Below are 12,352 nucleotides of genomic sequence, written 5' to 3'. Positions count from 1 at the left end.
CTCACTCCGAAGCTGTAGCAGTGGGCGATGCCAGGCGCGTCACCCCGGTGAAACCGGCCAGCACCAGGCTGCCATCGGCGGCCTGCACGACACTGGAAATCGGTTTGCCCAGCGGTTTGCCGAAAGGCTGCAGGGTGGGTGCGTCGCCCGTGGTGCGAAACATTGCGCCCGCCTGATTGACCAACAACAGCTGGCCGTCAGCGCTGCGGATCGCTTCACTGAAGGACACCGGCATCGGTACAGGCGCGGGCAAAAAGCTGTCGCCGCCGTCGGTGGAAATGAACGCGTTGCCTTTCAATCCTGCCGCCAGCAGCGTGCCGTCATCGCGTACTTGCAGGGCGAAAAAGCTGCCGCTGTACGGGCTGTCGAGCGCGACGAAAGATTGTCCACCGTCCTCGGAACGCGCCACATAGCCTTGCTCGCCGGCGATGAACCAACGCTCGCCGTGTTGCGCGATGGCATACAGATGCGCGCCCATCGGATTGTCGATTTGGCCCATCAGCGACTGCCAGCTCACGCCGCCGTCCTCGGTGGTAAACGCGAGGCCGTAGGCGCCGATGATCAGGCCGTGACGCGCATCGCTGAACTTGAGGCTCAGAAACGGTTTGTCCGCGCCTTCTCTGACCATCCGTTCGGCAGTTTGCACGCGCGCCGCCGCTGCGTCGGGGTCAGTCGCTGTCGGCAATTGCTCGCGTGCGGCGTCCAACTCCAGTTGCGCAGCGCGGTTGCCATCCAATTGCAAAACCCAGTTTTCGCCACCGTCGTGGGAGACCAGCACCGCACCGGCGTGACCGACCGCCCAGCCCGTATTGGCATCGACAAATTGCACCGCCGTAAGGCTGACGGAGACCGGCACCTGCGCCTGCCGCCAATTGATACCGTTGTCATCGGAGAGCAAGACGATGCCGCGTTCGCCGACCGCCACCAACCGCGCACCTGCCCGCGCCAGATCAAGCAAGACCGCTTGCCGGGCCTGCGGCGCGCGCATCGCCGGGGTGTGCAATACATCGCCGACGGCAGCGGCCTGAGCCTGGCTCACGGGTAATACGCAAGGCAGCGCCAGCAGCGCTAACAACCGCCCGAGCACCTGACAGATTCTGTTCATACCGACCTCGAAACCACCTGTGAAACCGGATCGCCGCACCGTGTGGCGATCCGGCCCGATTCAACGGACCCCGGCACCCGCCATCGCCGCCGGCGAGAATTCCGACGCCTTGTAGCGATCGACCACGCCGTACTGCTCAGGCAGGCCGGTGTAGACGTTCTGGATAAACCAGGCGCCGGAGGTCAGGTCGTAGAAACCCGAAGACAGCTGCGCCTGCGCTGGCAGATCCGGCAGCACGGCCGGTAGCGACCACAAGGTTTTGGCGAGTTGGCCATTGGCGTCCCAGCGATCGCCGAGCATCGCTTGCCAAGTATCTTCGTCGAGGTAGTAGCGGCCCTTCGGCAGTTGGTGACGCTTGCCCGGCGCGAGTTGGGCGTCCACCACCCACACGCGGTGCAACTCCCAGCGCACGTAATCGGGATTCATGTGATGGGCCAGAAACAGGTCTTCCGGTTTGCCGGCGGTCAGGACTTTGTTGGTGTTGTAGGGGATATACATTTCCTGCTTGCCGACCAGTTTCCAGTCGAAGCGATCGATGCGCCCCTGGAACACGCTCAACTCATCGAACGACATCACCCCGGCGGTTGCCGGCGTCGGTGTGTCGCAGCAGGCATTCGGCAACTTGCGCACGCGGCGCTGGCCGGTCAGATAGACGTGAGCCTGGGACTTGTCGCCGTTGATATTGGTGCGCCCCATGATTTGCTCACCGGCACGCAATGGCGGGCCGACGTTCAGCAGGCGGAACAGCCAGTAATCACCGGCGAAACTTTCCGGCGTGCCGTCCTGGTAGTAATACGGCATGTCCTGGATCGCCTGGCCGTCGGTGGTCATCACCTGTTTGCCATCTGCGGTCATCAGGTAATGGCGAAAGTGCATGGCCAGTGACGTGCCGCGCCAGTTGAGGATGTGGTTCCACATGGCTTCCGCGCCGTTATGCGGAATCGGGAATGGAATACCGCCAAACGCACCTTCGGGCACCGGTCCAGCGCTGCTGTCGACCAGCTTGGCGCGGGTCGCGTTTTTCAGAGTGTTGTCGTACACCCATTGCGGTGCGGCGGCCGAGCGACGGGTCGGATAGACATCGATGCGATAGGTGTCGGGAAAACGCTTGAACATTTCCTTGGTGCCATCGCTGAGCTTGCCAGCGTATTGCGCCAGGTTTTTCGAGGTGATGCTGAACAGCGGCTTGTCGGCCGCAAACGGATCGCTGCGTTTGCCGCCCGGTTTGTACGCCGGGTCGACCTTGGTGTAACCGCCCTGCCAGGCTGGAATGCTGCCGTCGGCATTGCCTGCGCGCTCGGCACCCATTGGCGTGAGACTGCTCGACAGTTTGGCCGCCTCTTCTGCGGTGGCCGCCGTTGCAACCTGACTCAGGACGGTCAGCGTTCCGAGCAAGGCAAAGCACAGGGCCTTCATCCGTGGGAAGCGATTGTGGTGGTGAGAAGTCATGCGCAAGTCCTCTTAAAACGTGGTCTTGACGGAGAAGGCGAGGTAATCCCGATCCTTCAGCGATTGCTTGTAATTGAACTGGCTGAGGCCGTTGAGGTTGGTGTCCTCAGCGCCGTAGTAATGCGTGTAGGTCAGGCCGGCCGTGACGCGATCGAGGTAAGTGGCGGTGATGCCGATGTTGATGTCGCCACCGTTGTCCGGGCCGAACGAACTGACCACCGCTGATTTGCCCAGCGGGAAATAACTGACGCCGACCGGAATGCTGATATCGATGCCGGAGAAGAACTGGCGGTAGGTCGGCGTGTAGACGACTTTGAAACCGAGGCCATCATCGGTGGCGTTCGGGTCCAGCGCGGCGCGATTTTTGGTGACGCTGAGCAGGCGGTTCCACGCCACTTCGCCAACCAGTCCGGACTCGCGGGCGATGAAGTTGGGGCCAAACGATGCCAACACGTTCAAGTTGACGTGAGCGGTGCGACCCACGGCGTAGAGCGCGTCATCATCGTTGTCGGCAATGACGCCGGGCAGCACGGTCTGACCGTTCGAAACCAGCGGCATGTTCCAGCGCATCGACGCTTCACCGGCGAAGCTGTACTCGTCCACGGTGGTGGAAAAGCTCGCGCCCAGCGCGCGAATATCTTCGGGGTAAACCCAGTAGTACTCGCCGATCTGGCCGGTGCTGAAGTTCGGCGCCGCCGTCGACGGTTTCAGATACAGCTTCGGCGTCTTGTCGTGGTACTGGATGGCGTAGAGGCCGTACTCGACGGTCTCAGCGCTGTATTTCAGTTGCAGACCGCCCTGCCCCGAACTGCGCGCTTCCTTATCGTTACCGTGGAAAAACGCAGCGGGACTGGCCGGGTTGCCGCCGAGGAATGCCGGAAACGGTGCCCCGACGATCAAACGCTCATTGCCTTCGCCGATAGTGTCGCTGGTGGAGAAATAGCTGCCGGCAGCGGGCAGTCGGGTTTCTTCCCATTCAAGTTGGTAGTAGGCCCCGAGCGATACGTCGTCCGTCAGTTGGAAGGTGCCAGACAGTTGATTGACCGGACGGGTGATTTCCTTGAACTGCGTGTTCGGCACCGACTGCGCCTTGACCACGTCAACCGGGGCCATGCCACCGGCAATGCCGTTGGCGCCGAAGAAAAGGCTTTCGCCCCAGATCAGGCCATGACGGCCGGCGCGCACTGACGTTGCGCGGTCGGCCAGTTCACCGTTCCAGTAGACGAACGCGTCGAGGATTTCACCGTCACCACCGTGCAAATGACGGGTGTCATCGGTGAACTCGTCGTAGCCGACCGACCGTGCGTTGGCGCGGCTCGGATCGTTATTGTCGTTGTTGCCCTGGTACTCGCTGTCGTACCACGCTGCGCCGCTCAAACGTGCGCCGAAATCCTGAAACGACAGATCCAGCTCCGAGAGGATGTCGGTGCGATTGGAGATCAGGCCCTTTTTAAAGGCACGATCGCCATCGTCCTGATTGAGCGCAACCTGCCCCTCGGTCAACTTGCTGCTCGGATTCTGCGTACGCCAGGCAGCGCTGTACTTGATCGTGTTGTCCCAGCGCAGCTTGAAATCCGGGTTGCCGGTATCGATGTCGAAAGCGTGAGCGGTCTGGCTGCACAGCACCAGCAGCGCAGCAACGCTCAAACCAAAGGGTGCAGACGAGCAGACCGGGCGACGCGCGAGCGCCGCAGTCGTAGAACTAACCATCGCGTTAACCTCTTGTTTTTATAGTGGTAACTGCTGTGGATGCGTCGCAGGTGGGGCTTAGATTGGCTCGGCAGTGCGCGCGAGCATTTGCTTGACCAGGCCAATGCGATCGAAGGCGCGGTCGTGCTGCATTTCCTTGTCACCGGCCAGCACCGAGCTTTCGCTGATGTATTTGCAACGTTCGAAGCGCCGCGCCATGAAGCGCTGCAGCTGCTGTTCGACGCTGGTGGCGGCGGACTGCTCGCGAGTCAGTTCTTCGCTGAGCACAATCGCGTCTTCGATGGCCATGCCGGCGCCTTGACCGAGGTGCGGCGTGGTGGCGTGGGCCGCATCGCCAATCAGCAGGACGCGGCCGCGATGCCACGGTTCATCGACAAACACCACTTCCATCGGCTTGTAGACGACCTGACTGTTGTCAGTGATTTGCTCGCGCAGTTCGCCGATCAGCCCGGTAAAACCTTGCAGGCGCTGGCGCATCTGCGCAGCCAGATCGGCAGGATCCATCCACGGATTGGACGGTTCGTGGGAGGTCAGAAACAGGTACATCAAGTCGCCGGCCAGCGGCACCAGCCCGGCGTTGCCGTCAGCGCTTTGATAGTTGGCCAGATGATCGATCTGTGGCGCGCGGGGAAAGTTGTAGCGCCACACCGACTGACCAGTGAAACGCGGGGTGTAGGCATCGCCGAAGACCAGGCTGCGCACTTTCGAGAACAGTCCATCGGCACCGACCACCAGGTCGTAGTGGCCGCGATTGCCGTCGGTAAACAACACATCGACCTCTGCGCCGTTGTCGTCCAGCGTTTCCACGCTCAAGCCCAAACGGACGTTGGCACCGAGTTGCAGCGCGGTTTCGCTGAGGACTTTGTGCAGTGCCAGGCGGGAAATACCGACGTTGGCAGGATACTGCGGGCCGGCCAGTCGCTGACCCGGAATGCGCGCCAGTTGTTGCCCGCCCGGGCCGTAGATGGCGACGTCTTCGAAGGCATAAGCGGCGTCCAGATAGCCGTCGAGAACGCCCAGCTTGGCCATTTCACGGACGACGTTGCTCTGTTGAATAATCCCGACGCCGTAGACTGTCCATTCGGACTTGAGCTCGATCAGATCGACCTCGATACCTTTACGCCGCAAGGCGATGGCCGCACACAAGCCGCCGATACCACCGCCCACGATCAGAACGTTGTTCACTGCACTCATGGTGTTCTCTCTTTTTATTCTTGTGATCGATGCTGCGTCGGGCACGGCATCGTTGGATGAAGCTTCCCGGCAAAGCAGGGATTTGACTAATCGCGAGTAAGGATGCGATGTATCGCCGTACGCGATACCTCGATTTATCCCGGCAGCGGCAACTCTTCAGGCATTTGCACCAGCAGCCAGCCATCCTTCTCGCAACTCGGCAGCGCCTCCAGCGTCTGGCCCAGGCACGGGCCGTAGATGCACTCGCCCGTCGCCGGCAGAAATTGCGCACCGTGGGCGTAGCAGACGATCAACTGGCCATCGGCGGACAGGAAGCGGTCCTTGCGATACTCCAGGCGCACGTCCAGATGCGGACAACGGTTGCGATAGACCCGCACCTGATGGTCATGACGCAAGGCAAACACGCTGTCGCGTCCCTGCGCCAACGGGTCGAACCCGCGCGCCCGGCCCTCCTCCAGTTCGTCCAGCCGACACAGTGGCTGCGCAATAGCGCTCATGATCAGCGCCGGCCTCAACCGAGTTTTGGCGGTGGTCCGCCCGGCGCCCATTTTTCTTTGGCGCTGAACAGGAACAGCTGCGAGTTATCCGCCGACAGCGGCGCGCGACGGGCCTCCCAGGCGTCATCGTGCTTGTCCATGTCGGCGTCGTATTCAATGTGGCAGCCCAACGGACTGTTGAAGTACCAGAACCAGTTGGAGCCAAACAGGTGACGGCCCGGCCCCCAGAAACTGGTCCAGCCTTTTTGCTCGAAACGCGTCCCGGCCAGCAGCACTTCGGTGCCACTGCCCATGTGGAAGGTGAAGTGTTCGCAGCCTTTCATGTGCGGCGGGGTCTGGATCATGAACAGGCAATGGTGATCGTCAGAGCCTGCCGGGCGCATGAACGGCCCGGCGCCAATGAAGGTGTCGGTGGTGCGAAAACCCAGGCGCTCGGCGTAGAAAACTTCTGCTTTCGCTGCGTCGGGGACGAAATACACCACGTGCGACAAAGTGCGCGGCACAGCACCCATATCGAGGGTAATGCCCGGTTGGTTAAGTGGCCGCTGTGGCGCATGGCCGGCGGCGTTGGTCAGGTCATCCGGCGCGCTGTATGGCTTGCGCACGCTGACCTGAAAAGCGATGGCGAACCCCATGTCGTCAACGCTGTGCAACACGCCGTGTTGATCACGACGGACGCTACGATCACGCGCCAGCTCATCTTCGATGGCATCCAGATCGCTGAGCGCAGCGACCCCGTAGACCGTCTCGCGAATCGACGGCGCCGGGCCGATTGCCGCCGGCAAGTCAGGATCGTCAGCTCGGCGGATAACCACGGCGGTGCCGTCCAGCGCTTCGAAACGCCCGCCGTTGCTGTCAACGCCGACCGGCGCAAGGCCGTAGTCGCGCAGGCAATCGGTGCAGGCTTGAATGTCATCGACGCCAAAAATCAGGGCATCAAGGCCAATGATGTTCATGGCTTACCACTCCATTGAAATTATGATCCGGTGACTGTCGCCATGGACGCCTTGCAGCGCGCCGGGCCTGACTGGAAACCGGTGGTGGTGTCGGCTGCAGGGCCGACTGCGGCGAAGATTGGCGTACGGGCTGAGCGCTGACTAATCGCGAGTCGGGATGCGACCTATCGGCAAACGCGATACCTGCGACGAAGGTTGACGCGCCGATGGATTCGTTCGAATGTATTGCGAAAATAAATACAAAAACGGACCTGCCCATGCGTTTCAACCATCTGGACCTGAACCTGCTGGTCGCGCTCGATGTATTGCTCGAAGAGCAGAACATCACCCGCGCTGCCGAACGCCTGCACATGACCCAATCCGCCACCAGCGGCGTGCTCGCGCGTTTGCGCACCTACTTTGAGGATGAGTTGCTGGTCCAGGTGGGACGCAAGATGCAGCCCACGCCCTACGCCACGGAATTGGCCAAACCGGTGCGTGAAGTGCTGCTGACGATCCAATCCTCGATTACCGCCAAACCGGTGTTCGACCCGGCCACCAGCAAGCGACATTTTCGCTTGGTGACCTCGGACTATCTGATCAGCGTGCTGTTCGCCCAAGTGATCCAGAACATTCATCAGCAAGCGCCCAACATCACTTTCGAAATGCTGGGCCCCAGCGACAATTCCGGCGAGTTGCTGGTACGCGGCGAGGTCGACCTGATGATTGTTCCCGAGCGCTACATCATTGAAGGCCACCCTTCGCGCCTGCTGTTCGAGGAAGAACACGTGTGCGTGGTGTGGCAAGGCAATACGCAAGTCGGCGACACCCTGACCCTTGAGCAGTACATGGAGATGGGCCATGTCTCGGTGGGCTTTGGCCGTACCCGACACATGAGCATCGAAGAGTGGTTCATGAATCAATACGGCTTCAATCGGCGCATTGAAGTGATCACCAGCGACTTCAATACCCTGCCGCAACTGATTGTCGGCACGCAGCGCATCGCCACGATGCACCAGCGTCTGGCGAACCTCTACGCGCACTATCTGCCGCTGCGCATCCTGCCGCCACCGGTGAAAATCCCGGTCATGCGCGAGTACATGCTGTGGCACCGCAGCGTTGACGGCGACCCGATGCACCGCTGGCTGCGCGAACGCATCAGCGAATCCATCCAGCATCTGCAACACGTGCCCATCGTATCTCGCGATACCTCGTATCCGCCGTCACGATTGGCCAATTAGTCGGGTGATCCTTAACGTGCCTTGGGAATGCCAAGGCAACCATAAGGACAACAATAATCATGTTTCGCTATTTCCCGACCAACTACGTTTGGAATCTCTCTGTCGACCTGGCCATTGAAATGGGCGCCCGCATGGGCGAAATCGAAGAGATGTGCGCCCCGCTGCAAGAGGCAGCCAAGCAGCCGGACGCGGCCGGCACCCGCGCCTTTCGCGAAACCTGGGCGAAAATGGCTGACAAGCTCTGCGGTTTGGCCGAAGAAGACGAAGGCAATGGCCGGATGCTCTCGGCTGGCGAAAAATACAACCGCGCCGCCACCTATTATCTGACCTGCGAGCGCCTGCAAGCCCACGGCGCACCGGGGCGTACCGAGCTCTATCAACGCTTCCTGCAAACCTTCAAGCGCGGCATCGAACTGTCGCGTGAAAACTGTGAACGGGTGGAAATCCCGTACGAGGGCAAACATCTTTCCGGCTTGCTGGTGCGCGCCGAAGGCGTCGAGGGGCCGGCACCGATTCTGGTGCAGGTCAACGGTCTGGACTCGACCAAAGAAATGAAATACCGCGTGGGCCTGCCAGCGTGGCTGGCGAAACGCGGTATCTCTTCACTGATCATCGACCAGCCCGGCACCGGCGAAGCGCTGCGCCTGCATGGCCTGACTGCACGATTCGACAGTGAACACTGGGCCAGCCGCGTGGTGGACTGGCTGGAAACCCGAAGCGATGTTGACGCTGCACGCATTGGACTCGAAGGTGTCTCGTTGGGCGGCTATTACTGCCCGCGTGCGGTTGCATTCGAACCGCGCTTCGCCTGCGGCGTCGTGTGGGGCGCCAACCACGACTGGCGTGATGTGCAAAAGCGTCGACTGGAAAAAGAAGGCAGCTTCCCGGTACCGCACTACTGGGCGCATGTCTGCTGGGTCTGGGGCGCCAAGGACGTCGAAGAGTTCATGACCATCGCCGAAGACGTCCACCTCGATGGCGTGCTCGACCGGATCAAGGTGCCCTTCCTCGTCACCCACGGTGAACAGGATTCGCAGATTCCGTTGAAATGGGCGCATCGCACCTACGAACAACTGGTCAACAGTCCAAAATGTGAACTGAAAATCTTCACCGAACGTGAAGGTGGTGTGCAGCATTCGAGCTTCGACAACAGCATCAATGCCGGGCAATACATTGCCGACTGGGTTGCCGAAACTCTGGGTGGCCACACCGCTTGATCCACTGAAAAAACACGCCATGAAAAACGCCGGTTAATCTTTCGATTTTCCGGCGTTTTGCATTAACGGATTCAAGCGCTGGCGCACCTATTGACGCCGTCAATACGCAGCCATCGATGCAATCTGCTGGTCGTCCCCTCGCCTGCTCTCTAGCCTCTCTCTGCATAACAATCACACAGTGAAGACGCCATGACTGCCCTGCACCTGAAATGCCAGACCCTGTTTGACGGCAGCGGACTGCAAACCCGCCAGCAACAGACATTGATCGTCGAAAACGGCCTGCTCAGTTACGTCGGCGCTACCGCGTTGGCACCCGCTCCCAAGCCAGGCGATACACAGGTGGATGCGGGGGACAATTTCGTCATGCCGGGGCTGGTGGATGTGCACACGCATCTGGCTTTCGGCAACGCGCAAAGCGAAGAAGACATAGATCTATGGACCAGCGACGAATTTCGCGCGTTGCGCGGGATGTTCTTCGCGCAACACGTGCTGGCCGCTGGCGTCACCAGCATGGTCTGCCCCGGCGACAGCGGCCAGCTCAGCATCGCCGTGCGCAATGCGGTGACCGCTGGTTTGTTCGAAGGCCCGAGGATCGCGGCCAGCAGCCGCGTCATCACCAACCGCCAGAGTCTGAATGACTGGTTCCCGAGTCGGGTCGGCGCCCCGGAATACTTCACCGCGCAGTTGGTCACCAGCCGTAGCGACGCCCTCGCGGAGATCCGCAAGCAGGCCAAGGACGGCGTCGACCTGATCAAAATTGCCATGGACGGCACGCACCGCCGCCCCAACGGCGAAATCATTGCGGCTTTCACCGCCGACGAAACCTTCGAAATGGTTGAGGAAGCGCATCGTCTGGGCTGCAAGGTCGCCACACATGCCTACGGTCGCGAAGCTGTGATGTACGCGGCGCGCGCCGGCGTTGATCTGGTTTTCCATGCCTTTTACATGGACGACGCGTGCATCGAAGCGCTGCTTGAGGCCGGCAGCATCCTTGCCCCGACCATGACATTCCCGCAGAACACCGTGGATTTCTGTCAGCCCCATGACCCGGCGATCAGCACGGGTTATGCCGGTTATTGTGCTCGCACATTGGAGGTCGGTTCGGCGGTACTCAAACGGGCAAAAGCGGCTGGCGTACCCTTTGCCTGCGGCAGTGACAGCGGCTTCGCGGTGACGCCTTACGGAGAGTGGCATGCTCGTGAGCTGGAGTTGCTGGTGACTCGGCTTGGATTCACACCGGCCGAAGCGTTATACGCCGCGACCGCTGTTGGTGCGCGCTGTATGCCGCGCGGGGAAACACTCGGCTCGCTGCAGGTGGGCAAGCAGGCAGACTTCCTCGTGCTTGATGGCTCACCACTGGATGACATCCGCGTCCTTCAGGATCGTTCGCGCCTGAAGGCCGTTTACAAGGCCGGCCAACCGGTGCGTATGGATCGCAGCCCCTACAACCCCAAGCAAGTGTCCGATTTCAACTCGCTGAAATGGACGGATCTTTACACCCGCGACCGCGTGGCCCAACTGGGCAAGTGGGCCGTATGAGGACAGATGCCATGCAACGACTGGATCTGCTGACTGCGACGAACATGGCCAGCGATGCCATTCGCATTGCTCGGGAAACCGGGATCAAACCGCTGGGCGTCGCGGTACTGGATGCCGCCGCCCATCCGTTAGCGATTTTGCGCGACGAAGACGCCACTTTCCTGCGCACGCAAATCGCCACAGGCAAGGCACGCGGTTGCCTGGGCATGGGTTTTGGCGGACGTGAGCTGGCGCGGCGCGCGCAGGCCATGCCGGCGTTTTTCGATGCGATCAATAGTTTGACCGGCGGCGAGGTGATTCCGGTGGCGGGCGGCGTGCTGATTCGAAATGCCGAGGGCATGGTGCTCGGGGCCATCGGCATCAGCGGCGATACCTCGGACAACGACGAGCGCTGCGCATTGCTGGCCATCGCCAAGGCCGGATTGGTCGCCGACAGCGGCGATCAGGCAGAGGGTTGATCGAGTAACGCGGCCTGTTCCAGCAGCAGGCCGCGAAACCATTGCATTGCCGGGTCATGCTCTTGATAGGGATGCCATTGCAAGACTTGAACGGCCTCGGGAAAAGCCAATGGCGCCGGGTGGACGCGCAACGGATAACGCTGAGCGAAGCGTTGCGCCTGTCGTCGAAACACCGTGGCAATGCGTGCGGTACCGACAATGAATTGCGGCATCAGCACAAAGCTTTCAACGGTCACGGCCACTTGTCGCTCAATGCCGAGTTCATGCAGGTGCATGGCATCCATCGCCAGGTTGTGCCCGTCGGCAAATTCGCGCACCACATGCGCCACGCCGCAATAGTCGGCCATGCTCAGTTGCTCGGCAAACTGTGGCTGTTGGGCGCAGACGATACAACAGAGCTGGTCAGTCATGAGCGGCACATGGGGATAGGCCGGATTTAGCCGTCGCTGCGGCACGATCACGCAATCACTGCGCCGATAATCCAGCGCTTCGCTGACGACATCACCGTCGCGTGGCACCGGCATGTCGCGCAGGCTCAAGCGAATACCCGGAGCGATACGCGCTAATACACGGCTTACCGCTGGGAGCAGCACATCGGCGACGTAATCGGAGGCTACGAGGGTGATGCGCCGGTCACAGTTGACCGGATCAAAACTTAGTGGCGCGTCGACGACTTCCCGTGTCAGCGCCAACGCAGCACGTACCTTTGGCAGCAACTCCAGACCCAGCGCTGTGGGTTCCAGGCGGCGCCCGACTTGTACCAGTAACGGGTCGTTGAAATGTTCACGCAAGCGGCCCAGTGCCGAACTGGCAGCTGACTGCCCCAGGCACAGACGCTCGGCCGCCCGGCCGACGCTGCATTCGCTCAACAAGGCGTCCAGCGCAACCAACAGATTAAGGTCGAGGCGTCGATATCGCATGTGGGTTCCGCTGAAGGTGACGGTGATGTCTTAGCGCCCGCCCGGTTTGCGGGCAGGCTCAAAAACGAATCATGACCTTAGCGAGCT

At 61.0% G+C, this 12,352-nt stretch carries 11 protein-coding genes; 4 read left to right on the top strand and 7 right to left on the bottom strand.

Features of this window, described 5'->3' with window-relative positions:
• Position 1: 1 nt before the first annotated feature.
• From ACM6IN_RS28460 to ACM6IN_RS28435, 6 genes are all read right to left on the bottom strand, one after another.
• Positions 2 to 1,105 carry a WD40/YVTN/BNR-like repeat-containing protein gene (locus tag ACM6IN_RS28460; RefSeq protein ID WP_414917125.1) on the bottom strand — a complete coding sequence of 368 codons (1,104 nt, stop codon included), beginning with the start codon at positions 1,103 to 1,105 and terminating at the stop codon, positions 2 to 4.
• Between the two features lie 60 nt (positions 1,106 to 1,165).
• Positions 1,166 to 2,554, bottom strand: coding sequence for a DUF1329 domain-containing protein (locus ACM6IN_RS28455; protein WP_414917124.1), 1,389 nt, complete (start codon positions 2,552 to 2,554; stop codon positions 1,166 to 1,168).
• A 12-nt stretch (positions 2,555 to 2,566) separates the two neighbouring features.
• Positions 2,567 to 4,264 (bottom strand): DUF1302 domain-containing protein, encoded by a 1,698-nt coding sequence (locus ACM6IN_RS28450; RefSeq protein ID WP_414917123.1) that lies wholly within the window; start codon positions 4,262 to 4,264, stop codon positions 2,567 to 2,569.
• Between the two features lie 57 nt (positions 4,265 to 4,321).
• On the bottom strand, positions 4,322 to 5,458 hold the full coding sequence (locus ACM6IN_RS28445) for an FAD-dependent oxidoreductase (RefSeq protein WP_150776159.1): 1,137 nt from the start codon (positions 5,456 to 5,458) through the stop codon (positions 4,322 to 4,324).
• 134 nt (positions 5,459 to 5,592) lie between these two features.
• Complete coding sequence (locus ACM6IN_RS28440; RefSeq protein WP_414917122.1) at positions 5,593 to 5,955, bottom strand: Rieske (2Fe-2S) protein; 363 nt, start codon at positions 5,953 to 5,955, stop codon at positions 5,593 to 5,595.
• Positions 5,956 to 5,969: 14 nt separating this feature from the next.
• Complete coding sequence (locus ACM6IN_RS28435; RefSeq protein ID WP_414917121.1) at positions 5,970 to 6,911, bottom strand: VOC family protein; 942 nt, start codon at positions 6,909 to 6,911, stop codon at positions 5,970 to 5,972.
• Between the two features lie 257 nt (positions 6,912 to 7,168).
• On the opposite strand from ACM6IN_RS28435, the gene ACM6IN_RS28430 reads away from it, so the two are divergent.
• From ACM6IN_RS28430 to ACM6IN_RS28415, 4 genes are all read left to right on the top strand, one after another.
• The gene (locus ACM6IN_RS28430) at positions 7,169 to 8,131 is read left to right on the top strand and encodes a LysR family transcriptional regulator (RefSeq protein ID WP_007910238.1); all 963 of its coding nucleotides are present in this window, start codon (positions 7,169 to 7,171) and stop codon (positions 8,129 to 8,131) included.
• A 59-nt stretch (positions 8,132 to 8,190) separates the two neighbouring features.
• Complete coding sequence (locus tag ACM6IN_RS28425; protein ID WP_414917120.1) at positions 8,191 to 9,348, top strand: alpha/beta hydrolase family protein; 1,158 nt, start codon at positions 8,191 to 8,193, stop codon at positions 9,346 to 9,348.
• Between the two features lie 189 nt (positions 9,349 to 9,537).
• Complete coding sequence (locus tag ACM6IN_RS28420; protein WP_414917119.1) at positions 9,538 to 10,887, top strand: amidohydrolase family protein; 1,350 nt, start codon at positions 9,538 to 9,540, stop codon at positions 10,885 to 10,887.
• Positions 10,888 to 10,898: 11 nt separating this feature from the next.
• Positions 10,899 to 11,345 (top strand): GlcG/HbpS family heme-binding protein, encoded by a 447-nt coding sequence (locus ACM6IN_RS28415; protein ID WP_414917118.1) that lies wholly within the window; start codon positions 10,899 to 10,901, stop codon positions 11,343 to 11,345.
• Here ACM6IN_RS28415 and ACM6IN_RS28410 read toward each other — a convergent pair.
• Positions 11,330 to 12,265, bottom strand: coding sequence for a LysR family transcriptional regulator (locus tag ACM6IN_RS28410; RefSeq protein ID WP_414917117.1), 936 nt, complete (start codon positions 12,263 to 12,265; stop codon positions 11,330 to 11,332). The two genes, ACM6IN_RS28415 and ACM6IN_RS28410, sit on opposite strands and share 16 nt — an antisense overlap.
• Between the last annotated feature and the right edge of the window lie 87 nt (positions 12,266 to 12,352).

This window comes from Pseudomonas sp. IT-P395, assembly GCF_949767675.1.
Lineage (GTDB): Bacteria > Pseudomonadota > Gammaproteobacteria > Pseudomonadales > Pseudomonadaceae > Aquipseudomonas.
This window is presented reverse-complemented; position numbering and strand designations above follow the sequence as displayed.